Below are 26834 nucleotides of genomic sequence, written 5' to 3'. Positions count from 1 at the left end.
GGAGATCAGCCATGGTCAGGATCGGTGTCATCGTCGGCAGTACGCGGCCGGGCCGCAAGGCCGACGCCGTGGCCCGCTGGGTGACCGGCGTCGCCGCCAAGCGGAGCGACGTCACCGTCGAACTGGTCGACATCGCCGACTACGACCTGCCGCACTTCGACGAGGTGCTGCCGCCGTCGATGGCGCCGTCGAGGCGTCCCGCCGTACGCCGGTGGGCCTCCACCGTCGCCGGGTTCGACGGGTTCGTCTTCGTCACCCCGGAGTACAACCACTCGATCCCGGGGGCGTTGAAGGACGCCGTCGACTTCCTCTTCCAGGAGTGGCAGCACGCGTCCGCCGGCTTCGTCAGCTACGGCGTGCACGGCGGCACCCGGGCGGCGGAGCACCTGCGGCTGGTGCTCGGGCAGCTCGGGGTGGCCGACGTCCGGTCCCAGGTCGCGCTCTCCCTGATGACCGACTTCGTCAACTTCCGCGACTTCCGGCCGGCGCCGCACCACGAGGAGGCCCTCGGCACCATGCTGGACCAGGTCGTCGCCTGGGCCGGCGCGCTCCGCCCGCTCCGTCGGGCCTGACGCACCGCCCGACGGCGTCGCGGGCGGCGGCGGGTTGCGTACACCTGCCGCCGCGCCTCGGGGTCAGCCGGCCCGCTCGGCCCGGAGCAGCAGTGCGGCGGCGACGCACCCGCCCGCGAAGACGGCCAGGGCGCCGACCGTCTGGCCGGTCTCCAGGGCGGAGCGGAACGCGTCGGCGACGACCGCGCGCTCCGACTCGTCGCGGGCGGCGGCCAGCGCGGCGGGGAACGATCCGGCGCCGGCAACGGCGGCGGGCAGCAGGGCGGCGAACCGGGCGTTGAGGATCGCGCCCAGCACGGCGATGCCGAGGCTGCTGCCGACCTCCGTCATGGTGCCGTCCACCCCCGCGCCGGCCCCGGCCTTCTCCGGCGGGATCGCGCTCAGCACCGCCTCGACGATGGCCGGGTTGGCGACGGCGCAGCCGGCGCCCATCACCAGCAGGCCGGGCAGCAGCACCCCGTAGCCGTCCGACGGGGCGTGGGTGATCAGGGCGAGACCGCCGGCGAGCAGCGTCATGCCGAGGGCGATCGACCAGGCCAGCCCGAGTCGGCGGATCACCCGCGTGGCGATCCCGCCCAGGTTCAGCAGGACGATGGAGAGCGCGAACGGCATCATCCGCAGCCCCGCCTCCCAGGCCGGATAGCCGCGTACGAACTGGAGGTGCTGGGTGAGCAGGAACAGCGCGCCGGTGGCGCCGAAGGTGATCAGGACGACCCCGGAGACCGCGCCCACGAAGCGGGGGTTGCGGAAGAAGTGCATGTCCAGCATGGGATCGGCGACCCGCCGTTCCCAGGCCACGAAGGCGGCGAGCAGGAGCGTCCCGGCGACCGCGGCGCCGAGCACCGGGGTGGCCGTCCAGCCCTGATCCGGCCCGGCGATGATCGCGTAGACGACCCCGGTCAGGCCGGCCGTGGAAAGCAGCACGCCGCCCAGGTCGAGGCGGCCACCGGCCGGCTGGCGCGACTCCGGCACCAGCGCCCACGCCGCCACCAGGCAGACCAGCACGATCGGGACGTTGACCAGGAAGATCGCCCCCCACGGGAGGTGGGCGAGGACGAGCCCGCCGAAGGGCGGCCCGGCCGCGAACCCCAGTGCGCTCGCCGCCGCCCAGAGGCCGATCGCCCGGGACCGCTCGGCGTCGTCGAAGACCTGCATCGCCACCGCGAGGGTGGCGGTGACCAGGAGCGCCCCGCCGATCCCCATCCCGGCGCGGGCCGCGATCAGCTGGCCGCTGGACTGGGCGAGGCCGGCGGCCAGCGAGCCGAGCCCGAACAGCACGAGGCCGGCCAGCAGCATCCGGCGGCGGCCGTACCGGTCGGCGGCGCTGCCGGCGGTGAGCAGCAGTCCGCACTGGACCAGCGCGTACGCGTTGATCATCCACTGCACGTCGGCGGTGCTGGCGGCCAGCTCGGTCGTGAGCACGGGGATCGCCACGGTCAGCACCGTGTTGTCGAGCACCACGGTGACCTGGGCGAGGCAGAGCACGGCGAGGATCAGCCACCGGCCGCGTACCCGACCGGCCGCCCCGCCGGCCGGTGCCCCGGCGAGCGGTTCGGCCGTCGCGGTCGTCATCGGGCGGGGGCGAAACGGGCGACGGGGTTGGTCAGGGTGCCGACCAGTTGCAGCGCGGCCGACGGGTCGGCGAGGTCGACCATCTGCTGGTTGTTGCGCAGCTGGAGCCGGTTCAGGCAGGACAGCGCGAACTCCGGGGCGAACAGGTCGTAGCGCCGGAGCCGCTCGGCGAGGTGCGGGACGCTGTCGGCGTAGTCGGCCGCGCACTCGGCGACCGTCCGCCAGAACGTGTCCTCGTCCAGAACCTCCTCGGTGACGAGGATGGCGTTGAGGTAACGCAGGAAGCCGTCGAAGACGTCGGTGAAGATCGACAGCAGCTTCATGTGCTCCGGCACCTCGGCCCTGACCCGCCGGACCTGCGGGGGCAGGTCGGCGTCCGGGTCCATCACCACGATCTCCTCGGCGATGTCCTTGAAGATCGCCCGCTCGACCGTCCCGCCGTCGAGCACGAGGATGACGTTCTCGCCGTGCGGCATGAAGGCCAGGTCGTGGGCGTAGAAGCTGTGCAGCAGCGGGGTGAGGTAGGCGTCGAGGTAGCGGCGCAGCCACACCTGCGGCGCCAGCCCCGACTCCGCGACGAGTGCGGCGGCGAACGACCGGCCGTCGCGGTCGGTGTGCAGCAGCGACGCCATGGTGGCCAGGCGTCGGCCCGGCTCCAGGGCGGGCACGGGGCTCTCCCGCCACAGCGCGGCCAGCATCTTCCGGTACGGGGAGTACCGGTCGGTGGCCGCCTCGTACTCCAGGTGCCGGTACCCGACGGCGGCCCGCTCGCGGATGATCGTCAGCCCGGTGCGCTTGAGGACCTCGTCGCCGTCGATCAGGTCGGCGAGCCAGTCGTTGATGGCCGGGGTGGCCTCCATGTACGCGGCCGACAGCCCTCGCATGAAGCCCATGTTCAGCACGGACAGCGCCGTCTTGACGTAGTGCCGGGACGGGTCGGTGACGTTGAAGAAGGTGCGGATCGACTGCTGGGCGAGGTACTCGTCGGGGCCGGGGCCGAGGCACACCAGCCGGCGCTGCGCCACCTCGGCGGCGAACGTGACGGAGATCTTGTTCCACCACTGCCACGGGTGCACCGGGATGAGCAGGTAGTCGGCCGGGTCGAGGCCGAGCCCGGTCAGGGTGTCCGCGAACCCGGCGAGGGTGTCGTCGCCGAGTTCGGCGCGGATCAGCGTGTCGTAGTCGAGGTCGGCGGCGCAGGTGAAGGTCGTCCGGTCGCGGTGCCCGGCCACCCAGAGCAGCCGCACCGGGTTGCCGGCCTCCGGGGCGTACTCCCGGTATTCGTGGATGCCGAAGCCGATGCGTCCGTTGTTCGCGACGAAGCCCGGGTGGCCCTCGGTCATCGCCGTCTCGATGGCCTGGAAGTCCGCGCCGGCGAGGTCGGCGGCGCTGACCGCCGGCTTGTCGAGCTTGTACGCGGTGCTGGCCAGGGTGGAGCTGATCTCCTCCAGGTAGACGGGGAGGATCTGGTCGGTGAGGCCGAGCGCGCCTCGCAGGTCCAGGCAGAACTCCAGGGCGTCCAGCGGCAGCTCGGTCTCGCCGCGGTGGCGGGTGATGCTGTCGGCGTCGATCCGCCAGTGGTCCAGGGCCAGCAGGCTCGCGGTGAACCGGTAGACGACCTCGCCGTCGTCGCCGCGGACCTGGTACTTCCGCTCCCCCGCCCCGGGGCCGGCGGGGACGGGCTCCCCGACCGGGCCGGCGGGGAGGGGCTCGGGCGCGAGGAGGCGCTCGTGGGCGAACTCGGCCAGCGCCTTGCGGACCAGCAGCCGGTTGGCGTGGGCCCAGTTCCCGGGCGTCAGGTGGGCCACGGATGCGAGTGGGTTCACGCGGGCACGTCTCCTCGGGTTGCGGCGTGGAACTGGTCACGGGTGCAGACGCTGAGCAGCGCGTCCTTCTCGGGCTTGCGGATCGGGCCGACGACGGTGAAGCCGACGGCCGCGTTGAGCGCGTGCACCGCCGTGTTGCGCACGTCCGGCTCCACCACCACCCGCCGGGTGCCCGGATCGGCGAAGAGCCATGCCATCACAGTGGTGATCACCGCCCGGGTGAAGCCGTGCACCGGCTCGTCGGTGGGCGCGCAGAGGAAGTGCATGCCGACGTCGCCGTCGGCCGCGTCGTGCAGGCCGACGAGTTCGACGTGGGCGGGGTCGTACCGCTCGGCGAGGAAGGCCGGTCGGCCCTCGTGCAGGCCGAGGAACGCGTCGTGGTGCGGGTGCGCGGCGATCCGCCGGTACTCCTCGGCGACCCGGGCCACGTCGGCGTCCTGCATCAGCCAGAACGCCGCCTTCGGGTGGGTCACCCAGCGGTGCAGCAGCGCCGCGTCGACCTCCGGGTCGAGGGTACGCAGGGCGAACTCGCCGAGCCGGTCGTCGACCCGCCGGTGGACGACCTCGGTCACGACGCGGCCCCGGCCGGCACGCCGAACTCCTGGAAGGCGATGCCCTTCTCGATCGGGTAGTGCTCGCGGCCCAGCAGCTCCCGGATGATCCACGAGTTGCGGTACGGGCCCATGCCCAGGTCGGGCGAGGTGATGCTGTGCGTGTGGGTGCCGGCGTTCTGGAGGAAGATGCCCCGCCCGGTGTGGTCGATGCTGTAGTTGCGGGCCACGTCGAAGCGCCCGTGCGCGTCCCAGCGGATCCGGTCCCGCACCGGTGCCAGGAACTCCGGGACCCGGTAGTGGTAGCCGGTGGCCAGCACCAGCCCCTCGGTGTCCAGCGAGAAGTCGCGCTCCTGCTCGACGTTGCGCAGGCCCAGCGTGTACGTGCCGCTCGCCTCGTCGTAGGCGGCGGTGCTCAGCGCGGTGTTGGTCAGCAGCCGGGTGCGGACCGGGCCGGAGATGCTCCTGGCGTAGAGCAGGTCGTAGATCTCGTTGATCAGGTCGGCGTTGATGCCCTTGAACAGGCCCTTCTGCTCGGATTCCAGGCGGTAGCGGGTGGGCTCCGGCAGGGTGTGGAAGTAGTCCACGTAGTCCGGCGAGGTCATCTCGAGGGTGAGCTTGGTGTATTCGAGGGGGAAGAACCGGGGCGAGCGGGTCACCCAGTTGAGCTGGTAGCCGCACGAGTCGATGTCGCCGAGCAGGTCGTGGTAGATCTCGGCCGCGCTCTGCCCGCTGCCGACCACCGTGATGCTCCGCTTCGCGCGCAGCGCCGCCCGGTGCTCCAGGTACCGCGAGTTGTGGATCACGTCGCCGCCGAGCCCGGCGCAGGCGTCGGGCACGTGCGGCGGGGTGCCGGTGCCGAGCACCAGGTGCCGGGCCCGGTAGGTGACCGATTCCCCGGTGGCCGTCACGGTGACCCGCACCGTGTAGTGCTCGTCGGCCGGGTCGAACCCGACGGCGGTGACCTCCTGCCCGAACCGGATGTTGGCGAGCCTGCCGGCGGCCCAGCGGCAGTAGTCGTCGTACTCGCTGCGCAGGGGGAAGAAGCTCTCCCGGATGTAGAACGGGTACAGCCGCCCGGACTCCTTCAGGTAGCTCAGGAAGGAGTACGGCGAGGTCGGGTCGGCGAGCGTGACCAGGTCGGCGATGAACGGCGTCTGGAGCCGGGTCGACTCCAGCAGCATCCCGGGATGCCAGCTGAAGTGGTCCCGCGCCTCCAGGAAGATCCCGTCGAGCTCGTCGATCGGCTCGGTCAGGCAGGCCAGGCCCAGGTTGTACGGGCCCAGCCCGACGGCGATGAAGTCGTGCGTCGACATGTGTCTCTCCAGAGCGGGGGCGGCTCGTCAGCCGACGGGGCAGGACAGCTCGGCGGTGGCCCTGGTCTGCGCGTACCAGCCGGCGTGTTCGGCGACGAGGTCGAGGACGTGGGCGATGTCGTCCAGCGTGGTCTCGGGGTTGAGCAGGGTGAACTTGAGGTAGTGCGCGCCGTCGACCTTGGTTCCGGCGACGAGGCCGGCGCCGGAGGCCGCCAGCGCCTCGCGGGCGTACAGGTTGGCGTCGTCGACGACCTCCCGGCCGGCGGCGGGCGGCAGGTAGCGGAAGACCACGGTGCTCAGCTGTGACCGGGTCACCACCTCGAAGCGGGGGTCCTCCGTGAGCAACTGCCAGGCGGCGGCGGCCCGGTCGACCACCTCGTCGAAGAGCACGCCGATCGCGTCCGGCCCCATGATCCGCAGGGTCAGCCAGAGCTTGAGGGCGTCGAAGCGGCGGGTGGTCTGGATGCTCTTGTCGACCTGGTTGGGGATGCGCTGCTCGACCATCCGCGCCGGGTTGAGGTAGTCGGCGTGCCAGGTGACGTGCCGCAGCGCCCGCCGGTCGCGTACGAGCAGCGCGCTGGAGCTGACCGGCTGGAAGAACGACTTGTGGTAGTCGACGGTGACCGAGTCGGCCCGCTCGATGCCGTCGAGCAGGTGCCGCCGGGTCGGCGACACGAGCAGCCCGCAGCCGTACGCGGCGTCGACGTGCAGCCAGATGCCGGCCGCCGCGCAGATGTCGGCGATCTGCGGCAGCGGGTCGATGGTGCCGAAGTCGGTGGTGCCGGCGGTGGCGACCACGGCCATCACCACCAGCCGCTCCTCGCGGCACCGGGCGATCTCCCGGGCCAGGTCGGCGGTGCGCATCCGCCGGTCGGCGTCGGTCGGCACGGTGACCACCGCCTCGGCACCTAGGCCGAGCAGCTTGGCGGCCTTCTGCACGCTGAAGTGGCCGGCCGCCGAGGTGATGATGCGCAGTCGGGACAGGAGTTCCGGGCGGGACTGCCGCTCCGTGGCCCGCCCGACGAGGTTCGCGCAGGTCTCCTCGCGGGCCAGCAGCATCGCCTGGAGGTTCGACTGGGTCCCGCCGCTGGTGAAGACGCCGTCGGCGGCCGGTCCGAGGCCGATCCGGTCGGCGGTCCAGTCGACGATCCGGCGCTCGATCAGCGTGCCGCCGGCGCTCTGGTCCCAGGTGTCCAGCGAGGAGTTGACGGCGCTGAGCACGGCCTCCGCGAGCAGCGCGGGCATCACCACCGGGCAGTTGAGGTGCGCGAGGTAGCGGGGGTGGTGGAAGTAGACGGCGTCGCGCAGGTAGACGTCGTGGAGCTCGTCGAGCGCGGCGCCGCTGTCGCCCAGCGGCCGGTCCAGGTCGATGCCGGCGATCCGCGGCGCCAGCTCGTCCGGTGTCACGCCCGTGAACGGCCGGTCCACCTCGGCCACCCGGGCCGCCACCCGGCCGACCCCGTCGGCCAGCACGCGCCGGTAGTCCTCGACCGTGCGGGCGGTGAACAGGTGGGCGCGGGCGCCGTTCGACCCGGGGGTCACCCCGGTCGACGGCACCTGGACGGTGGATCCGGGCAGGCTCATGCGGGTCCTCAACGGTCGGGAGTGGACGGTGGGCGGGGACGTCGGGACGTGACCATCCGCCCGCAGCCCGTGATCGAGCGAGATTAGGTTACCCTAACCTAAGGATCTGTCAACATCGCTGGTCCGATGTGGGCGACACCGCTCAGCCGGGCATCTTCGCCAGCTCGCGCGCGCCCGCCGGCACATCGGACGGACGCCGGAACCGCCGCTGGTGCCCGAGACCCAGCGCGACGCCGAGCGCCACGAGGACGACGGCGGCCACCGCGACCGCGGGGTAGCCGAACGCGTCGGCCGCCGCCAGCGCGCCGGAGGCCGCCACGAACGAGCAGACCAACCCGAACGACGACAGCACCGTGAAGTCCGTGCCGCCCGTGCCGGGCCGGGAGTAGTCCATGTTGACCGTGTAGAGCACGACGTTGGCGACGGTGTAGGCGGCCATGAAGCAGCACAGCGCCACGACCGTGCCGGCGAGCGGGGCCCGGCCGTTCATCAACGGCAGCAGCATCGCCGTGGACAGCGCGAGCGCCACTCCCCCGGCGACGAGCACCCGGCCGCGCCCGAAGCGGCCGATCGCGGCCCCGGCGACCAGACCGGCCACGATGGCCGGCAGGCTGGTGACCAGGCCGGTCACCACGCCGATCCGCGCCAGCGACCAGTCCGCGTCGACCAGCGCCGGCGTCACGAGGGCGTACGTCGCGCCGGCCCCGATGTAGACCAGCGGCACCACGCCGAAGGTCCACCGGCGGCAACCGGGCTGACCGAGCACGGACAGCAGCGCCCGGTATGCCTGGCCGGCGCTGGCGACCCGGTCGGTGCGCTCCGGCTCCCGGAACCGCCACACCACCAGCAGGCCGCCGGCCGTCAGGGCGGCGAGCAGCAGGATCGCGGGCACCCAGCCGAACCGGTCGTAGACGACCACACAGGCGCCGCCGCCGAGCAGGTTGCCGACGTAGCTCGCGGCGACCTGGATGCCGTTGCCGGTCCCCCGCGACCGTTCGGAGAGCAGCCGGACGGCGACGGCGTCGACGGCGATGTCCTGCGTGGCGGAGAGGAACACGTACGCGACGCAGATCGCGGCGACCGGGCCGAGCTGCCCGGCCGGACGGTCGAACGGCAACAGGGCCAGCAGGGACAGCACCAGGCCGCCCTGTAGCGCCAGCAGCCAGGACCGGTAATGACCGCGGCGCAGGGAGCCGTACCGGTCGAGGATCGGCGCCCAGAGGAACTTGATCGGCCAGACCAGGCCGACGAACTGGAGCAGCGCCAGCGTGTCGAGGGAGGTGCCGCCGTCACGCAGGATGGCGGTCAGCCCGACGGTGATGAAGCCGATGCCGAGGTACTGCGTGACGTAGAGCGCGGTGAGGGTGCCGAGCCGACCTCTCACCTGGCGCTCCAGTAGGCGAGCGAGGTCAGCTGGTGCTTGCCGACGCCCAGGGTCCGCCGTACGTGCCTGGTGATGCCGCGCGTGCTGGCCGCCTCGCAGGCCACCCAGTAGTGGGCGTCCTCGGCGGCAGGCAGGGCCGCGCAGACGGTTTCGACCAGGTGCCGGCCCTCGTCGCGGCGCGGCACCCAGGTGACGTCGTGCCCGGCCCCGGCGCGCGGCGCAAGTTCCTTCTCGCCCTCGTGGGCGTACTCCAGCCAGACCGTCGCCGGGACGTCGGGTGCGGCGGCGAGCAGGCTGTTCACCGCCGGGAGCGAGGCGGCGTCGCCGATCAGGTACAGGTGCCGCGGAGCGGGGTCCGGCAGGCTGAACGCGGTGCCCTGCACGGTGGCGTCGATGGTGTCGCCGGCCTTCGCGGCGGCGGCCCAGCGGGCGGCGCACCCGTCGTGGATGGCGAACTCCAGATCGAACCGGCCGGTCGCCGGGTCCGGGTCGACGAGGGTGTACGCGCGCTGGTGCGGCCTGCCGTCGTCGTCGAACCACAGCCGGATCCACATGGTGGGGTGTACGCCGCACGCCTCCAGCAGCCCGCCGCCGTCCATCCGAAGTCGGCGGTAGTGCTCGCCGACGGCCTCGACGCCGAGCACGGTCAGTCGGAAGTCACGGCCGCCCATCGCCTTGAGCACCAGGGCTTCCCAGTTTCGCTTCACGCACCCCTCCAGGTAAGGTCTGCCTAACTTAAGGGAGGGTAACCTAAGTTGACATTCCCTGTGGCAGGCGGCACGGCCGCCCAATCGCCCGCCGCGGCGACGACCGGCGTCCATCGCGACCGGTGGGGAATCCCGCACCTGCGCGCCGACAGCGTCGACGGCCTCGCCCGGTTGCAGGGCCGCGTCGCCGCCGTCGACCGGGCCTGGCAGATCGAGGTCGAGCGGTGGCGCTCGGAGGGCCGGCTCGCCGAACACGTCGGCCCCGCGGAGCTGGGCTGGGACAGGTTCGCCCGGCGGGCCCGCCTCGACGACACCGCCCGGCGCTGCTTCGAGCGGCTCGCCCCCGCCACCCGACGGTGGGTGACGGCCTATGTGGACGGGGTCAACGACGGGCTCGCCGAGGGCGCCGCCGCGGCACCCGAGTTCGCCGCGGTCGGCTGCGCTCCGGGCCGGTGGCGGCCGTGGTCGCCCCTGGGCGTCTTCCTCGTCCAGCACGTGCTCTTCTCCACCTTCCCCAACAAGCTGTGGCACGCCCACGTCGCCGCCACCCTCGGCCCGTCGGCGACCGACCTGTTCGCCGTCGAGGGTCCGGGCGGATCGGGCAGCAACGCCTGGGCCGTGCCCGGCGATCCCGGCATCGGGCGGGCGCCCGTCATCGCCGGCGACCCGCACCGCATCCTCGAACTGCCCGGCATCTACCAGCAGGTGCGCCTCGCCTGTCCCGAGTTCGACGTGTTCGGCTTCGCGTTCCCCGGGGTCCCCGGCCTCCCCCACTTCGGGCACGCCGGCGAGGTGGCCTGGGCCGTCACCAACGCCATGGCCGACTACCAGGACCTCTACCGCGAACAGTTGCGCCACGACGGCGACCGGGTCCTGGTCCGCGAGGCGGACGGCTGGGTGCCCGCGCACCGTCACGTCGAGCGGATCGAGGTCCGCGGCGGCGAGCCGGAGTCCGTCGAGGTGATCGAGACGCCGCGCGGCCCGGTCGTCGACCACGACCGGGACACCGACGAGGCGATCAGCCTGCGCACCCCCAGCCGGGTCGAGCAGCGGCTGGGCTTCGACGCGCTGCTGCCGCTGCTGCGGGCCAGGAACGCCGACGACGTCGCCGAGGCCCTGCGCGACTGGGTCGAGCCGGTCAACAGCGTCCTCGTCGCCGACCGGCGCGGAACGGTCCACCAGCTGGTGGCCGGGCTCGTCCCGCTGCGCGACGACCGGTGCCGCCGGGAGCCGGTGCCGGGCGGGGATCCGCGCTACCGGTGGCACGGCGGCTACGCCGAGCCGCGCCGTACCGCCGTCGACGGCTTCGCGGTCTGCGCCAACGACCGCCGCCCCGACGTGACGGACCTCGGCACCGGCTTCGCCCCGCCACACCGGGCCCGCCGCATCCGCGCCCTGCTCGCCGACGGCGCCCGCGCCGACGTCGTACACATGGACACCCGGCTGGAGGCCGGGGCGCTGCGCGGCGTGCTCGACCGGGTCGACCCCGGCGGGCTCAGCGAGCCGGCGCGGAGCCTGCGGGACCGGCTGACCACGTGGGACGGACACATGGGGGCCGACAGCGCCGACGCCGGCGCCTGGGCCGCCTGGCGCGCGGCCCTGGCCCGCCGGCTGTACGAACACCCGTGCCTGCGCCCGCTGCGCGACACGCCGAGCGCGTTCGACGGCCTGTTCACGCCGTGGACCGATCCGCTGTCCCGCATCGGCCACGCCCTGGACGGGGTGGCCACCGGCCTGCACCGCCTCGGCGGCGACATCGGGCCGGTGGCGGCCGGGGCGCTCGAGGACGTCGCGGCGGGCGATCCGCCCGGGCCGTGGGGCCGGCGGCACGTGCTGCACCCCGTCCACCTCGGGGTGGAGGCGGCGGTCGACGAGGCGGTGCGGGCCATGCGGGAACGGGTGGCGCTGGCCGGCGACTCCGACTGCGTACTGGCCACGTCGAGCGTGCCCGGGGTGTCCGACGCGTGCTGGCGGGGCCCGGTGGCCCGCTACGTGTGGGACCTGACCGACCGCGCGGGCAGCCGCTGGGTCGTCCCCTTCGGCGCCTCCGGGCGCCCCGGCGACCCGCACTTCGACGACCAACTACCACTGTGGGCCGGCGGCGAGCTGGTCCCGGTGGTCACCGACTGGCGAGAACTCGCCCGAGAACCAGGAGACCCGACGCCGTGACATACCAGGAGAAGATCCCCGACTTCGGCGAGTTGTCGCTCGTCGTGCTGGATCCGAGGGCTCACGCGGAGCTCGTGCACGGATGGGTGACCGAGCCCCGGGCGGCGTTCTGGGGCATGGGTTCGCACTCGGTCGACGAGGTGCGGGAGATCTACGAGTTCGTCGACAGCCTCGCCACGCACCACGCGTACCTGATCATGCTCGACGGCACGCCGATCGGCCTGTTCCAGACCTACCAGCCGGAGGCGGACCCGGTCGGCGAGCGCTACGCCGTACGGCCCGGTGACGTCGGGATGCACCTGCTGCTCGCCCCCGGCAGGCGCCCGCCCCGGGGCCTCACCACCGCCATCGGCCCCGCCCTCGCCCGCTACCTGTTCAGCGACCCCACCCGGCAGCGGATCGTCGTCGAGCCCGATGTACGCAACCATCGCGCCCTGCAACGGCTGGAGCGGGAGGGCTTCACCTTCGCCGACGAGGTCGACATGCCCGACAAGCGGGCCCAGTTGGCGTTCCTGACCCGGGACCGGTTCGAGTCCGACCACGCCGTACCTGCCTGACAGCAGGGCCACTTTCCCGACGTCCGCGCGCAAGGCCGGGACCACGCGGCGAGGCCCCGCCGGGTGCGGCGGGGCCTCGCGGGACGGGGTCGATCAGGCGGTGGGGAAGTTGTCCGGGGTACGGATGCGGTCCCGCATCAGGGCGCCAGACGTGGTGAGCACACCCGGACCGGTGTACGTGCCGCCGGCACAGGTGCCCGGCCGCAGCGCGGCGCTGCCCTCGGCCTTGTCCGAGTAGGTCCAGTTCGCGTAGCTGATCTTCAGGCGGTCCAGCAGGTCGAGCCAGGCGGTGCTGCTGGCGACGTCGACCGCGCCGTCACCGGTGTAGGCCACCGTGCCGAACTCGGTGACGAACAGCGGCAGCCGGGCGGCGGCCCGCTCCACCTCGGCCCGGTAGTTGTCCCTGTGGGACGCGGCGTAGAAGTGGAACGTGTACATGACGTTGGTGGCGTTCACCGGGTTGTCGATGATCTCGTTGGCGTTGGAGCCGTCGGAGACGCCCAGCGAGGACCAGCCGCGGGTGCCGACCACGACCACCGCGTCCGGATCGTTGGCGCGGATGACCGGGATGACCTGCTCGGCGTAGCTCTTGATGGTCGCCCAGCTGACGCCGTTGGGCTCGTTGGCGATCTCGTAGACGACGTTCTTCTTGGCGGCGTTGCGGGCGGAGACGGCGGCGAAGAAGGTCTTGGCCCGCTCCAGGTTGTGCGTCGGGTCGCCCGGGGTCAGGGTGTGGAAGTCGATCAGGGCGTACATGCCCCGCTGCTCGGCCTCGTCGACCAGGGCGTTGACCCGGTTGGTGAAGCCGGCCGGGTCGGTCTCGTAGCCGTCCTCCTGGACGTACATGGCGATCCGCAGCAGGTCGGCCCGCCAGTCGTCGGCGAGCGCGTCGAGGGAGGCGTCGTTCAGGCAGTGGGCGAACCACTGGATGCCGTGGGTGCTCATGCCCCGCAGCTGGATCGGCCGGTCGTACTGGTTGCACAGGTTGACCCCGCACACCCGTAGCTGGCCGTTGATCGCGACCGGGGTCTGGCCGGCCGGCGGTGGCGTGGTCGGTGGCGGTGGGGTCGTGGGCGGTGGGGTCGTGGGCGGCGGCGTGGTGGGGGCCGGCGGGGTGGTCGGCGTGGTCGCGCCGGTGCAGGCGGTGCCGTTGAGGGTGAAGGTCGTCGGGGCGGGGTTGGTGGCGGTCCAGGTGCCGTTGAACCCGATGCTGGTCGACGCGCCGGTCGCCAGGGCGCCGTTCCAGCTCACGCTGCGCGCGGTGACGGCGGCTCCGGTCTGGCCCCAGGTCGCCGACCAGCCCTGGCCGACCCGCTGGCCGGTGTCCGGAAAGGCGAAGCCGAGGGTCCACCCGTCGACCGCGTCGCCCAGGTTCCTGATCGTGATGGTGGCGGTGAAGCCGCCGGACCAACTGCTGGTCGTGTAGGTGACGGCGCAACCGGTGGCGGCCTGGGCGTCGGCGGCCGGTACGGCGGCGGACGCCGCGACGGTCAGCGCGCCGACCGCGCCGGCCATGACCAGGGTGCGCCGGGACGGGCGCGGTGGGAGCTTCATTCGGGGTGCCTTCCGGTCGGTGGTGGGGTGGGGTCGCCCGGTCGGGAGGCTCGCGGAGCCCCTGCCCACCGGGCCGGGAGCGCTCCCATGACCGGAGCTTAGGGCGTGCCGCCGACTCTCCGCAACATGGACGACCGTCGAACCCCGCCCGCGACGCGCACCGGCCCCGGGGCGCGGACGCCCAGGGGCCGGTGTGCCGACGGAGTCGGTCAGAAGGTGGGGGCCAGGTAGAGCAGGCGGTTCGGCGAGCCGGTGCCGGGGCTGGTGATCACGTTCGGCGTGGACTGGCTGACCAGGTACGAGTGCACCTGGGCGGGCGTCCAGCTCGGGTTGACGCTGAGCACCCGGGCAGCCGCACCCGCGACGTGCGGCGCGGCCATCGAGGTGCCGCTGATGCTGTTGGTGGCGGTGTCGCTGGTGTGCCAGGCCGACTGGACGCCCACGCCCGGGGCGAACATGTCGGTGCAGTTGCCCCAGTTGGAGAACGAGGCCCGTGCGTCGTTGCTCTGCGACGCGTTGACGGTCAGCGCCGTCGGCACGGAGGCCGGCGAGAAGCTGCAGGCGTTGGCGTTCGAGTTGCCGGAGGCCACGGCGTAGCTGACGCCATCGGCGATCGAGTTCGCCACGGCGGTGTTCAGGGAGGTGTTGACCGAGCCGCCGAGGCTCATGTTCGCCACCGCCGGCTGGCCCGGCTGGTGGTTCGACGTCACCCAGTTGATGCCGGCGATGACCTGCGCCCAGGTGCCGCTGCCCTGGCAGTTCAGCACGCGGACGGCGACCAGCTTGACGTTCTTCGCGACGCCGTAGGTGTTGCCCCCGACGGTGCCCGCGACGTGCGTGCCGTGACCGTTGCAGTCGGCGGCCGGCAACGCGTTGTCGATCGCGTCGTAGCCGTCGACGGCCTGGCCGGCGAAGTCGGCGTGCGACGTCCGGATGCCGGTGTCGATGATGTACGCCGTGACGTTGGCGCCGCTGCTGTTGTAGGTGTAGCTGCGGCTGAGCGGAAGGGCCCGCTGGTCGATGCGGTCCAGGCCCCACGGCGGGTTGTTCTGGGTGGCCATCGTCGACACGCTGTGGTTCTGCTCGACGTAGTCGACGTCGGGGTGCGCGGCGAGGCGCTTGGCGGCCCGCTCCGACAGCTTCACCTCGAAGCCGTTGAGCGCGTCACCGTAGACGTGGCCCACGCTGCCGCCGAAGCGGGCGGCGAGGGAGCCCGCGGTGCTCTTCACCGCACCCTGCCGGGTGCCGGCGCGGCCGCCGACGCTGGTGTCCTTGAGTACCACGATGTAGCTGTCGGCCACGGCGGTCGCGCCGCCGGCGCTGAGGATCTCGCCGGTGGCCGAGGCCGCCGCCGGGGCGCCGATCATGGTCGTGACCATGGCGGCGCTCGCGAACACGCTGGCCGCGGCGGCGAGAGTACGCCGATGAGTGCGGGGAAGTGTCATACCCCGGTCCTCCTACTGTGGTGGCCCCCGGGCGGCTCGTGGCGCACCCGACGGGCGGTCTGGACGATGAGCAAACCTTAGCCGCAACATTCATGGTCGTAAATTTTATTGATGTTCACGATGTGAGGACGATGTTGAAAAAGACTGTCGTGAATGCCTTGCGTGAAAGGTGATTCCATTGAGATGGCTCGACTCATCCGGGGACGGCGAGCCGCGCGGCCGCGCGGGGCCAGCCGACCCCGTCGCCACACGCCTACAGCCGACCAGGAAGCCATTCGGGGCCAGGTGTCACCCACATCTCGGCCCGCAGGCACGTGACCTTGGTCACATGGCGCGACCCCTCCGATTCCCGGCCCACACCCGAGGCGCCACAACAGAATTCCCTTTCGGCGGCCCGGATTCGCGCTGCCGTCGCACCGGACGACCCGGCGACCGCGGACACGTACCGAGCCGTAGCTCGTACGGAGGGTGACGCGATGCGCCGCCGGTGTGCGGCATCGGGGTCAACCGGTTCGGCCGCTCACCGTCGCGGTTTGCGACCCTCACTACGCTGTTCGATGATCCCGTGCCTGGGCACACGTCGACAGCGATAAGGGCTTTACATGAGCGACAGTTACCCTCCGTACGGTGGGCAGCAGCCGGACCCGAACGTCACCCCCTGGAGCGGGCCGCCGGCCCCGCAGCAGGGTGGGTACCCGGGATACGGGCAGCCACCGCAGGCGCCGCAGTTCGGCGCTCCACTCCCGCCGCCGAAGAAGTCGAACAAGGGCCTGATCATCGGCCTGGTCGCCGGCGCGGTGGTCCTCGTGCTCGCCATCTGCGGTGCCGGCATCGGCCTCCTGCTCGTCAACGGTGACGACGACGAGCCCACCGTCGTCGCGTCCTCCAGCCCCAGCGCCGACACCGGCGGCACGCCGGGCACGGACGCCTCCCCCACGCCGGGGCAGGACGACACGCCGCAGCAGCCGGGCAACAACGCGGTGACCGCCCGCTACTCCAGCGACCTGTCCAACGTCTGCGAGGGCGGCCAGATCCTGAACGCGGCGGCCTACAACGGACCGTCCGGCGCCAAGGCGTACACGTTCTCGAACAACCCCGACCGGCCGACCTCCTGGTCGTCGAAGTCGGTCGCCTCGAACAAGCCCTACTACGCCAAGAGCGCGGACTTCGAGACGGTGTCGGTGGTCGGCTGCCTGAAGTTCGTGGAGGGCAGCGAGGGCGCGCCCAAGAAGTGCCAGTACAAGGACAGCTCGGACAAGCAGGTCACCGTCGACTTGATTTCGTCGCGCTACACCCTGACCTTCTACGCCGCGAAGACCGGCGAGAAGATCGGCGACGGCGGCACCGTGAGCGCCCCGGCCGCGCGGTGCCCGAGCTTCATCTCGTACAACAAGAGCACCATGAAGTCGTACGCGGCGCCGGACTCCGGCAGCATCGAGGCCGCCCTGGACAAGTTCCTGTCCTGACGCGGCTCCGTCGACGGCGGGGAGGGACGGATGGCCGTCCCTCCCCGCCGTCGTTAGGCTCTTCGGCGGGCAGCCCCGGAACGACGACGCCGGGTCGACCGACGCGGTCCGGCCGCCCAGTCGGCTACGGCCCGCACATCAGAGCTGGCCGAAGTACTCGACGTACTGCGGTTCCCGGTAGCCCGGCACCGAGCTGATCAGCTCCCGCGCCTCGTTGTCCAGCACGGACGCGGCGCTCCGGTCGCCGGCCTCCCGGGCGATCCGGCCCCGGGCCTGCCGCGCGACGGCCAGCAGGTAGCGGTCCCCGATCCGGACTGCCGTCGTCCCCGCCTCGTCGGCGTCGCGGGCGGCGGCGACGTGGTCCCCGAGCCGGAGGTGTGCCGCCGCACGGGACAGGAGGGCCTCGCAACGCGACGGCAGGTCGCCGGCCCGCTCGGTGGCGACCATCGCCTCGTCGAGGCACTCGCGGGCTTCGGACCAGCGGTCGGTGCGGCACAGCAGTTGTCCCCGCATGCTGAGCACGGCACCTTCCAGACCGACGGCGTCGATGTCGCGGGCGATGCGCAGCGCCTCCTCGACGTCCGCGAACGCCTCCTTCTCGGCCCCCGCCGACAGGCGAACCTGGGCGGAGTTGCTGAGGGTGGCGCCGATCATGAGCGGCCGGCCCGACTCCCGGCGCAACGCGAGCGCCTGGTCGTGGTAGGCGAGCGCGCGCGACACGTCGCCCATCCGGTGGCGCAGGTTGCCGAGGGCCTCCAGGCAGGTGGAGATCCGGTCCCGGTCACCGAGCGTCTGGAGCAGTTCGAGGCAGCGCAGCAGATCCGCCTCGACCACCGACGGATCAGCGGTGCCCTTGTTGAACGCCGCCCGGTAGAACAGCGCGGCACAGTGCTCGAGCGTGAGACCGAGCCGCTCGGCCGTGGCGGCGGCGCCGTCGACGAGGGTGAGGGCCTCGTGCAGGTAGCCGTGCCGGCGCAACGAGGCGACGCTCGCCCAGGCCAGCGCGGCGGCGAGCTTCGCGGTGCCGGCCGACGAGATGGACGCCTGCCGGAAGGCGGCCAGGACGTTGAGGTGCTCCTCGGCCAGCCACCGGGCCGCCTGCTCCGGGTTCTCCGGCAGGTCCTGCCAGGCCGGTCGGGCCTGGTCCCCGACCCCGGTCGGCGTCCAGCCGGCGTTGGTCATCCGCTCGAGTTCGCGGGCGCCCTGCACGTACATCTCCAGCAGCCGCCGCAGCGCGGCCTCCCGCTCGTCCGCCGGCTCGTCCTCGGCGCGTTCGACGGCGTACAACCGGACCAGGTCGTGGATGCCGTAGACGCCCGGTTCCCGGGGCTCCACCAACCGCTCGTCGGCGAGCCGTTCGAGGACGCTCTCGGCCCGCGCGGCCGGCTCGCCGAGAAGGGCGGCGACGGCGCGGGCGGTGACGGCGGGCAGGCGGGTGCTGCCGATCATCCGGAAGGCCCGGGCGCAGAGCTGCCCCCGGGCGCCGCCGTCGCACAGCGCGGCATAGGTGAGCGCGATGGACGGCCGAACGCTGAGGTCGTCGAACTCCAGTTCGCTGAGGCGCAGCCCGGGGTCGGCGAGACGCTCGGCCAGCCGGGCGATCGGCCAGCCCGGCCGGCTGGCCAGCCGGGCGCCGACGATCCGGATCGCCAGCGGCAGCAGGCCGCAGAGTTCCACCAGGCGGACGGCCGCGTCCGGCTCGGCCGCCACCCGGTCGGCGCCGCACTCGCCCGCGAGCAGCCCGACCGCCTCCGTGCGGGACAGCAGCCCCACCGCCAGGTGCCGGCCGTTGGGCAGCGTCGCGAGCATCCGCCTGCTCGTCACCACGACACCGCACGACCCGTCCGCCGGCAGCAACGCCCTGACCTGCACGGCGTCGCGGGCATTGTCGAGGACGACGAGCACGCCCCGGCCCGCGATCTCCGACCGGTAGGCGACGGTGGCCTCGCCGACGTCGGACGGCACGGCGCCGCCCGGCACACCGAGCGCGCGGAGGAACCGGCCGAGGACGTCGAGGGGCCTCAGTGGCGGCAGTTCGGCGTCCGACCCCTGAAGGTCCACGTAGAGGGTGCCGCCGGGGAACCGGTCGGTGAGCTGGTGGGCGAGCCGGACGGCCAGCGCCGACTTGCCGGCCCCGCCCGGGCCGTGCAACGCGACGACGGGGCTCGTCGTGGATCCGTCGAGCCAGCCGCGTACGGCGTCGATCTCGGCCCGCCGGCCGACGAAGGTGTCGACGACCGGGGGCAGTCCACGGACCACGACCCTCGCGCCGGGCAGTGACCGCTGCGGCTCGCCGGTGAGGTGCGGGCTGTGGTCGAGGATGTCACGGTAGAGCGCCTCCAGCCAGGGGCTGGGATCGATGCCGAGTTGGTCGGCCAGCACCCGGCGGGCCCGGAGGTACGCGTCGACCGCGCCGGCGATGTCGCCGGTGCGGTAGAGCGCTGTCATCAACTGGCCCCAGCCGCGCTGCCGGAGCGGATGGGTCTCGACGTGGCCGCGCAGCCGTCCGACCAGTTCGGCGGACGCGCCCAGGTCGAGCTTGGCCTGGACGTGTTCCTCCTCCACCATCAGCCGCTGCTCGTGCAGGCGCGTCAGGCGCACGGCGATCGTGCGGGGCAGGGGCAGCCCGGCGAGCGGCGAGTCGCGCCACAGGGTGAGCGCGTGGGCCAGGCTCGCCTCGGCCTGCCGCAGCTCGCCCCGGGTACGGGCGTCGCGGCCCTGCTGCGCCGCCTCCTCGAACTCGTCGAGGTCCCGCTCACCCGGGCGCACCTCGAGCAGGTAGCCGCCGGTGCCGGTGTGCAGCCGGCTCGCGCCGTCCGGCTCGTCGCGCAGGGCCTGCCGCAGCCCGTGGGCGTACGTCCGCAGGTTGGCCGCCGCGGAGGCCGGGCGGGGTTCGTCCCACAGCATCTCGGCGAGGTGCTCGGTGCGCAGCACCTCGTTCGGGTCCAGCAGCAGGGTGGCGCAGAGTAACCGTTGCTTCACCGTGCCGAGCGGCACGGACCGGTTGTCGACCTGCACGTCCAGCGGTCCCAGGAGTTGGAATCGCATGGCGGCCACCCAGGGTTTCTACCACAGGGACGGCGCCGGGATCCGATCGTCGTCCCGCTCTCCCGACAGGCGGAAGCGGCACACGCGACGTCACTCCGGGTGGCTGCCCCGGCGGGCCCCGCGCCGCGATCCTCCCGCCACTCGACCCGGTCGTCATCCGCGGCGCCCGGCGGCACGGTGGGTACCGCCGGCACTCCGCCCCTCAGGCGGACAAACGGGACGTCCACTGTGGCTTGGCACAACGGGTGACGGCGTGACACCAGTTAAGGATCTTCACAGAGGACAGCGGGGTGGGATAGCTTCTCGATCCACTAGGTACCGGGAGGTGTCAATGTCCACTGTGCGGACCGCGCGGCTGCTCGTCGCCGCTACCGCCGGCGCGACGCTTGTGCTGACCTCGATGCAGGTCGCAGTTGCGTCGCCTGATTCATCCGCTCCCCCAAGCGATCGAACAACATCCGTCACATCTACCTCGAAGGCCACACCCGGGGAGGTCGGCACGCACCAGGTGCCGCTGCTGACCGGTGACACCGTCACCGTGACGACCGGGGCCGACGGCCGGTCGACCTACATGGTGGACGCCGCCGACGACCCGAACCGGTCGGTGACGTTCACCACCCAGGGCGACCGTGACGACCTCTACGTCATCCCGTCGGACGCCGCGCCGTACGTCACCGCCGGGGTCCTCGAACGGGACCTCTTCAACGTCCGTGAACTGGTCCGTCAGGGCATCACCGGCACGGCCAAGAGCCTGCCGGTGATCGTCACCTTCGACGGCGACCCGAGCGCCAAGGCGCTCACCCGACAGGCCGACGCGCTACCCGCCAGCGACAACGTCCGCGCCTTGACCAGCATCGGCGGGGCGGCGCTGAACGTGTCGACGGCGAACGCCCGCCAGTTCTGGGACTCGCTCGAACCGCCGGCGAACACCCGCAGCGCCCGGACCGTGTTCGGCAAGGGCGTCGAGAAGGTCTGGTTGGACCGCAAGTTCAAGGTCAACCTGGCCGAGAGCGTGCCGCAGGTCGGCGCGCCGGTGGCGTGGCAGGCCGGCATCACCGGCACCGGCACGAAGGTCGGTGTGATCGACACCGGCATCGACCCGACCCACCCGGACCTGGCCGGCAACATCGCCGGTATCGCGAACTTCACCCCCGAGGCCGACGGCGTCGACCGCCACGGTCACGGCACCCACGTGGCGTCCACCGTGGCGGGATCGGGCGCGGCCTCCGGCGGACGCTACAAGGGCGTCGCACCCGGTGCCCAGGTGCTGTCGGCGAAGGGCCTCGACACCAGTGGCTTCGGCCAGGACTCCTGGATCATCGCCAGCATGGAGTGGGCCGCCGCCCAGGGCGCCGACGTGGTCAACATGAGCCTGTCGTCGCCGATCACCACCGACGGCACCGACCCGATGAGCGAGGCGGTCAACAGCCTCACCGAGGCCACCGGCACACTGTTCGTGATCGCGGCCGGCAACAACAACGGCGACATGGCGATCGGTGCCCCGGGCGCGGCGAGCTCGGCGCTGACCGTGGGCGCGGTGGACATCAACGACGCGCTCGCCGGGTTCTCCAACCGGGGCCCCCGGTACGGCGACGCGGCGGTCAAGCCGGAGATGACGGCGCCGGGTGCGGCGATTGTCGCGGCCCGTGCGAACGGCACCGCTCTCGGGCCGGTCGTCGACGGGCAGTACACCCGGATCGGCGGCACCTCGATGGCCACGCCGCACGTCGCCGGTGCCGCCGCGCTGCTCGCGCAGGCCAACCCGGACTGGACGCCGGCGCAGCTCAAGGACGCCCTGGTGTCCGCCAGCAAGCCCGGCAACTACGCCTGGTGGCAGGGCGGCACGGGGCGACTGGACGTCCCGCGCGCACTCAACCAGCACGTGTACGGCCCGGCCACGGTGAACGTGGGCCGGTTCGTCAGCGGCGACCAGACCCCGAGCGCCCGGAAGGTCACCTACCGCAACACCGGCGCCACGCCCGTCACGCTCCAACTCGCCCTGGACGTCAAGGCGTTCGACGGCAAACCGGTGCCCGCCGGCTCGGTCGCCCTCTCCGCGACCAGCGTCGAGGTGCCGGCCCGGGGCAGCGCCGAGGTGACCCTCACGGTCGACCCCGGCGTCGGAGCGCAGGGCGGATACGGCGGGCTGCTGCTGGCGAAGTCCGGCGACGGATCGGTGTCGGTGCGCACGGGTGTCTCCTGGTACAAGGAGACCGCCACGTTCCCGGTGACCGTGCGGCTGATCGGTTCGCGGGGTGACACGCCCCGCCCGCAGTCGGTCGGCGCGATCCGGATCGACAACCCGGTCGACAACGACCCGATGACGCAGCCGTCGTACTACGAGACCGCCCGTAACGGCGTGGTGACGATGCGCCTTCCGGTCGGGGTGTACGACATCCAGGTGGCGATGACCGAGCACGAGGAGGACATCCGGCGGGCGACGCTGATGACGGAGACCGAGCTCGCGGTGACCGGGCCGACCGAGGTGACTCTGGACGCCCGCAAGGCGGTCAACGTCCGGCCCCCCACCTCGGCGCCGACCGACATGCCGAGCGTCTCCTTCGGCACCCTGCGCGGGTTGGCCGACGGCACCGTGCTGCCCTTCTCGATGCTGATCGGCGGCAGCCAGTACGAGGGCTACGCCACGCCGACCAAGCCGGTGAAGATCGGTTTCTTCGAGTTCCGCAACCAGTGGACGCTCTCCGAGGCCCTCGTGGACCTGCGGGTCCGGGGCGGCGGCAGGCTCAGCCCCGACTACGACCTCCTCACCGTCTCGTCGCACCTCGACGGGAAGCGACGCACCCTGCCCGTGGTGTTCGCCGGTGCGGGCAAGCCGAACGAGTTGGCGGCGGCCGGGGTCAAGGGCAAGGCGGCACTGGTCCGGATCGAGATCCCGGCCGACATGACGTGGCCCTGGCGGCACGTCCAGGCGCTGAACGAGGCGCGGGCGGCGCGGGACGCCGCCGCGGCGGCCGGGGCGGCGCTGGTACTGATCTACGTGGACGTCGCGAACGCACCCGCGCTGCTGGGCAACTCCGTGCCCAGCACCGACGACATCGTCGCGCTGACCCTGTCCCGCAACGAGGGTGAGGCGCTGCGCAAGCGCAGCCGGGCGACGGTCACCCTGGGCGGTGAGAGCAACCCGTCCTACGTCTACCACCTGCGGCGGGACTACCCCGCCGGCGTGCCGTCGACGCCGGAGCGTCCGGTGAACCCGAAGGCGATGGTGAAGCTGGAGACGGAGTACCACGCCGACAAGCCGCACATGTTCGACTCCATCTGGGGGGTGCTCGGTCCGAAGGACCCGTTCTCGTCGCAGACGACCTGGCGCTTCCCCGGTCCGACCGCCCGCACCGAGTACGTGGGCGAGGGCGACGACCTGCGCTGGCTGCGGTACATCATCCAGGTCGGCACGACGCCGCAGGGCGCCCAGGAGCAGTTCTGGTGGACGGCGGACGACTACTTCCGCCAGGGCACCCGCCGGGCGCCCGAGAAGTGGTTCGCCTCGCCCCTGCGCGTCGGTGCGATCGAGGTGACGACCCCGGTGGTCCGGGAGAACACCTGCGGGTTCTGCCGCGACGGCGACTACTTCATCGCCGGTCAGTACTGGCTGGACGGAACCGACGGGCACAGCATGACCGCCGGCGCCGGTGACAGCACCTGGAAGCTGACCCGCGACGGCGTGGCGATTCCGCCGCTGGCCACGTCCCCGCGACGTTTCCAGCTCCCGACCGAACCCGGCGTGTACCGGCTGGAGACGTCGGACACGGCGTACGGACTCAACTCGGTCCGGACGCTGGCGCCCAGGACCGACACGGTCTACACCTTCCGGTCCAAGGCCCCGCAGCCGGGTCGGCCCAGCGGGTACGCCTGCCCGATGGGCACCGGTTCCTGCGCCTTCCAGCCGGTGTTGGCGCTGGACCACGACCTGAACCTGGACCTGCTCAACCGGGCCAAGGCCGGCAAGCCGCACGTGTTCACCGTCACCGCGGCCCCGCACGGACTCACCCCGGACAAGGCCAAGGTGAAGGGCATGTCCGTGTGGACCTCGACCGACGGCGGTACGTCCTGGCGTAAGGCGCTGGCGGTCCCCACCGGCAACGGTCGGTTCCACGTCGTCGCCGACTACCCGACCCTGTCCCGTACCGACGGCTTCGTCTGGCTGAAGGTGCACGCCTGGGACACGGACGGTAACCGGACGGAACAGGTCGTCCAGCGGGCGTACGCCCTGAAGTAGGGATGTCAGACGGTGGGGCCGGGGGCGCGAAGCCTCCGGCCCCACCGTCGTTTCTGTCGGATGCGTTCTCAGCGTCCGGGTCGGTCCCGCGTCCGCGCCCAGCTCACAACGGATCGACCGGCGCACATGTCGTCCGCATTCGCGTGACCCGCTCGTGACCGGGTCGGTATTGACCTCACCCCCGGCCTCGATCACGCTCGCAGCATCCGACGGACAACTCCCTGGAGGTCACATGCGGACCGTAGTCAACGGTCGCCTCGGTGCGCGGCTGCTCGTGCCGGGCGCGCTCCTGTTCCTGGCCCTCGGATCGCCGGCGGTCGCCGGGCTGACCGCCGACGGCTCCGACAGCCGTACCGTCGTCGGGTCGTCGGCCCCCGACCTGTCGGCCGTCGACGGTGGCGGCCTGGTGCTGCAGCCTTCCGTTCCGCCCTGTGGGGACGCGTACGGGGTTCCGCGGCTGTGGGACAACCTGTTCCCGACCTGCAACCGGGGGAACGCCCCGGCGACGACGGGTGGCGGCGTTCGCTGAACGCGCTCCTCCGGTCGGTGCCGTCGCGGTCGTGACCCGGGTGCCCGGCAGAGCGGGGCCGTCGCCGTCTTCGGACGGTGGCGGCCCCGCTCTCTGTCGGTCGGGCGTCAGCGGCGCACCGGCGTCTCCTTCACGGCGGCGTCCACGCTCACCTGGTCGAAGGCGGGAGCGCCGTCGACGGCGTCGGCGGCCACGGCCGTGGACCTGGCGGTGTCGGGCAGATCCAGGCTGGTGCGCAGGGCGACCGGCTTGAGCAGCACCGCGGCGATGACGCCGACGACGGCGATCGCGGCGGAGATGAGGAAGATGTGGCCGGTGGCGTCCCCGTACGCGGCGCGGACGATCTGCTGGACCGCGGCGGGCATGGCGTCGAGGTTGAGGCTGCCGGCTTCCGCGCTGGCGGAGGCGGGGACGCCGGCGGCGGAGAGGTCGGCGGTGATCTGGTCGGTGACCTGCCGGGCGAGGACCGCGCCGAGCACCGAGACGCCGATGGTGCCGCCGAGCGAGCGGAAGAACGCGACGGTCGAGCTGGCCGCGCCGATGTCCCGCAGCGACACGGTGTTCTGCACGGCGAGGACGAGGTTCTGCATCGTCATGCCGACCCCGACGCCGACGATGAGCATGGCCGCGCCGACCAGCACCAGTGAGGTCTCGTGGTCGATGGTGCCGAGCAGGGCGAACCCGATGACGAGCACGATCGCACCGAAGACGATGTACGGCTTGATCTTCCCCGTCTTGGTGATCAGGCGGCCGGCGACGATCGACGAGCCGAGGACGCCGGCCATCATCGGGATGGTGAGCAGCCCGGCCTCGGTGGGGCTGTAGCCGCGGCCGATCTGGAAGTACTGGCCGAGGAAGACGGCGCCACCGAACATCGCCATGCCGACGGCCAGGCTGCCCAGGATGGCCAGGGCGGTGGTGCGCTGGCGGACGAGGCCGAGCGGGATGACCGGCTCGTCCGCCCGGGACTCCACCCGGACGGCCAGGGCGAGCAGCGCGACCGCACCGCCCACCATGGCGGCGGTCTGCCAGGAGGCCCAGGCGAACGAGCCGTCGACGAAGGAGATCCAGATGAGCAGCACGCTGACCCCGGCGGCGATCAGGGTCGCGCCCAGGTAGTCGATCTTCACGTTCTCGCGGCGGACCGTCGGCAGGCGCAGGGTGAACTGCAGGAGGACCAGCGCGATGGCGGCGACGGGGACCCCGACGAAGAAGCACCAGCGCCAGCCGAGCCAGGACGTGTCGACGATGAGCCCGCCCAGCAGCGGGCCACCGACCGTCGCCACCGCCATGACGCCGCCGAGGTAGCCGTTGTACCGGCCGCGCTCCCGGGGCGGGATCATCGCGGCGATGGCGACCTGGACGAGGGCCTGGAGCCCGCCGACGCCGATGCCCTGGAACGCGCGGGCGGCGATGAGCTGACCGGCGGTCTGGGCGAGGCCGGAGATCACCGAGCCGACCAGGAACACGACGATGGCGACCTGCACCAGGAGCTTCTTGTTGAACAGGTCGGCGAGCTTGCCCCAGATCGGGGTGGTCGCGGTCGCGGTGAGCAGGGTGGCGGTGACCACCCAGGTGTACTGGGTCTGCGACCCGTTCAGCGCTCCGATGATCTTCGGCAGCGCCGTCGAGACGACGGTGCCGCTCAGCATCGCGACGAACAGCACCAGCAGCAGGCCGCTGAGAGCCTCCAGCGTCTGCCGGTGCGTCATCGGCGCGTCGTCGGCCGTGGTGGTGGGTGCGCTCATCGCGCGGCCTCCAGGTTGTCGTGGTGTCCGAGGGCGGTCTCGACGTCGCGGGTGAACCGGCCGAGCGCGGTGGCGAGTGCCGCCACCTCCGCAGGGGTCCAGTCGGCGAGCGCGGTGGCGAGGATCCGGCCGTACCAGTCGTAGGTGTCGGTCAGGGCGGCCCGTCCGGCCGGGGTGACGGTCAGCAGGCTGGCCCGCTTGTCGGAGGGGTCGACGCGCCGCTCGACGAGGCCGTGGCTGACGAGCGAGGCGACGGCACGGCTCACGGTCGACGGGTCGAGCCCGCTGCGGGCAGCCAGCTCCCGGGCGTGGCAGTCGTCGGGGTGCTTCTCGATCTGCGTGAGGAGGCCGGCCAGGCCGACCGGCACGTCCGGCCGGACGTCCGCCCGGCGCCGTTTGATCAGCCGTACGCTCCTGACCAGCTCTGACAGCCTCGCGCCGAGCTCGCGACCGGCAGTTTCCACCCCGTCCTCCCCCGTCTCAGATGGTTGCCGCATGCAAGCATCTGCCGATCTTGCCCAGAGTGCAAGTTTGCGCGATGAGAAATGAGTCACCGACCCGTAGGCTGT

General features: G+C 72.4%; 18 protein-coding genes. 6 read left to right on the top strand and 12 right to left on the bottom strand.

Annotation, left to right across the window (positions count from 1 at the left end):
• The first annotated feature begins 11 nt into the window (after positions 1 to 11).
• Positions 12 to 572: an NAD(P)H-dependent oxidoreductase gene (locus AB0D32_RS20565; protein WP_357092264.1), complete on the top strand. Its 561-nt coding sequence runs from the start codon at positions 12 to 14 to the stop codon at positions 570 to 572.
• Between the two features lie 63 nt (positions 573 to 635).
• Here AB0D32_RS20565 and AB0D32_RS20560 read toward each other — a convergent pair whose 3' ends face one another.
• The 7 genes from AB0D32_RS20560 to AB0D32_RS20530 all read right to left on the bottom strand — a co-directional run bounded on the left by AB0D32_RS20560 (position 636) and on the right by AB0D32_RS20530 (position 9512).
• On the bottom strand, positions 636 to 2144 hold the full coding sequence (locus tag AB0D32_RS20560) for an MFS transporter (RefSeq protein ID WP_357092260.1): 1509 nt from the start codon (positions 2142 to 2144) through the stop codon (positions 636 to 638).
• Positions 2141 to 3970: an IucA/IucC family siderophore biosynthesis protein gene (locus AB0D32_RS20555; protein ID WP_357092257.1), complete on the bottom strand. Its 1830-nt coding sequence runs from the start codon at positions 3968 to 3970 to the stop codon at positions 2141 to 2143. The genes AB0D32_RS20560 and AB0D32_RS20555 overlap by 4 nt, the downstream gene beginning before the upstream one ends.
• The gene (locus AB0D32_RS20550) at positions 3967 to 4542 is read right to left on the bottom strand and encodes a GNAT family N-acetyltransferase (protein ID WP_357092254.1); all 576 of its coding nucleotides are present in this window, start codon (positions 4540 to 4542) and stop codon (positions 3967 to 3969) included. The genes AB0D32_RS20555 and AB0D32_RS20550 overlap by 4 nt, the downstream gene beginning before the upstream one ends.
• Positions 4539 to 5837: a lysine N(6)-hydroxylase/L-ornithine N(5)-oxygenase family protein gene (locus AB0D32_RS20545; protein WP_357092251.1), complete on the bottom strand. Its 1299-nt coding sequence runs from the start codon at positions 5835 to 5837 to the stop codon at positions 4539 to 4541. Before AB0D32_RS20545 ends, AB0D32_RS20550 begins: the two co-directional genes overlap by 4 nt.
• A gap of 27 nt (positions 5838 to 5864) precedes the next feature.
• On the bottom strand, positions 5865 to 7421 hold the full coding sequence (locus tag AB0D32_RS20540) for an aspartate aminotransferase family protein (protein ID WP_357092248.1): 1557 nt from the start codon (positions 7419 to 7421) through the stop codon (positions 5865 to 5867).
• A gap of 142 nt (positions 7422 to 7563) precedes the next feature.
• Positions 7564 to 8805, bottom strand: coding sequence for an MFS transporter (locus AB0D32_RS20535; protein WP_357092245.1), 1242 nt, complete (start codon positions 8803 to 8805; stop codon positions 7564 to 7566).
• A complete protein-coding gene (locus AB0D32_RS20530; protein WP_357092241.1) occupies positions 8802 to 9512 on the bottom strand; it encodes a siderophore-interacting protein in 711 nt (236 codons plus the stop codon). Before AB0D32_RS20530 ends, AB0D32_RS20535 begins: the two co-directional genes overlap by 4 nt.
• A 48-nt stretch (positions 9513 to 9560) precedes the next feature.
• On the opposite strand from AB0D32_RS20530, the gene AB0D32_RS20525 reads away from it, so the two are divergent.
• Together AB0D32_RS20525 and AB0D32_RS20520 are read left to right on the top strand one after the other, a co-directional pair.
• Positions 9561 to 11681, top strand: coding sequence for a penicillin acylase family protein (locus AB0D32_RS20525; RefSeq protein ID WP_357092239.1), 2121 nt, complete (start codon positions 9561 to 9563; stop codon positions 11679 to 11681).
• Positions 11678 to 12238, top strand: a complete 561-nt coding sequence (locus AB0D32_RS20520) for a GNAT family N-acetyltransferase (RefSeq protein WP_357092236.1) — start codon at positions 11678 to 11680, stop codon at positions 12236 to 12238. Before AB0D32_RS20525 ends, AB0D32_RS20520 begins: the two co-directional genes overlap by 4 nt.
• A 93-nt stretch (positions 12239 to 12331) precedes the next feature.
• Here AB0D32_RS20520 and AB0D32_RS20515 read toward each other — a convergent pair whose 3' ends face one another.
• Positions 12332 to 13792: a cellulase family glycosylhydrolase gene (locus AB0D32_RS20515; RefSeq protein ID WP_357092233.1), complete on the bottom strand. Its 1461-nt coding sequence runs from the start codon at positions 13790 to 13792 to the stop codon at positions 12332 to 12334.
• Between the two features lie 209 nt (positions 13793 to 14001).
• Positions 14002 to 15237, bottom strand: a complete 1236-nt coding sequence (locus AB0D32_RS20510) for a S8 family peptidase (RefSeq protein WP_357092230.1) — start codon at positions 15235 to 15237, stop codon at positions 14002 to 14004.
• 602 nt (positions 15238 to 15839) lie between these two features.
• Between AB0D32_RS20510 and AB0D32_RS20505 the strand changes: the two genes are divergently transcribed.
• The gene (locus tag AB0D32_RS20505) at positions 15840 to 16703 is read left to right on the top strand and encodes a hypothetical protein (RefSeq protein WP_357092227.1); all 864 of its coding nucleotides are present in this window, start codon (positions 15840 to 15842) and stop codon (positions 16701 to 16703) included.
• A 138-nt stretch (positions 16704 to 16841) separates the two neighbouring features.
• Here the strand turns inward: AB0D32_RS20505 and AB0D32_RS20500 are convergent, their stop codons facing one another.
• Positions 16842 to 19751 (bottom strand): BTAD domain-containing putative transcriptional regulator, encoded by a 2910-nt coding sequence (locus tag AB0D32_RS20500; protein WP_357092325.1) that lies wholly within the window; start codon positions 19749 to 19751, stop codon positions 16842 to 16844.
• Between the two features lie 508 nt (positions 19752 to 20259).
• Here AB0D32_RS20500 and AB0D32_RS20495 point away from each other — a divergent pair.
• Together AB0D32_RS20495 and AB0D32_RS20490 are read left to right on the top strand one after the other, a co-directional pair.
• The gene (locus AB0D32_RS20495) at positions 20260 to 23988 is read left to right on the top strand and encodes a S8 family serine peptidase (protein WP_357092224.1); all 3729 of its coding nucleotides are present in this window, start codon (positions 20260 to 20262) and stop codon (positions 23986 to 23988) included.
• Positions 23989 to 24220: 232 nt separating this feature from the next.
• On the top strand, positions 24221 to 24517 hold the full coding sequence (locus tag AB0D32_RS20490) for a hypothetical protein (protein WP_357092221.1): 297 nt from the start codon (positions 24221 to 24223) through the stop codon (positions 24515 to 24517).
• Positions 24518 to 24624: 107 nt separating this feature from the next.
• Here AB0D32_RS20490 and AB0D32_RS20485 read toward each other — a convergent pair whose 3' ends face one another.
• Positions 24625 to 26265 (bottom strand): MDR family MFS transporter, encoded by a 1641-nt coding sequence (locus AB0D32_RS20485; RefSeq protein WP_357092219.1) that lies wholly within the window; start codon positions 26263 to 26265, stop codon positions 24625 to 24627.
• Entirely contained in the window at positions 26262 to 26729 is a 468-nt protein-coding gene (locus AB0D32_RS20480; RefSeq protein WP_357092215.1) for a MarR family transcriptional regulator, read from the bottom strand. Before AB0D32_RS20480 ends, AB0D32_RS20485 begins: the two co-directional genes overlap by 4 nt.
• Positions 26730 to 26834: the final 105 nt, after the last annotated feature.

Origin of the sequence: Micromonospora sp. NPDC048170 (genome assembly GCF_040652795.1) — a bacterium.
Taxonomy (GTDB): domain Bacteria; phylum Actinomycetota; class Actinomycetes; order Mycobacteriales; family Micromonosporaceae; genus Micromonospora.
Note: the sequence above shows the minus strand (reverse complement) of the source record. Positions and strands in the feature narration are given on the sequence as shown.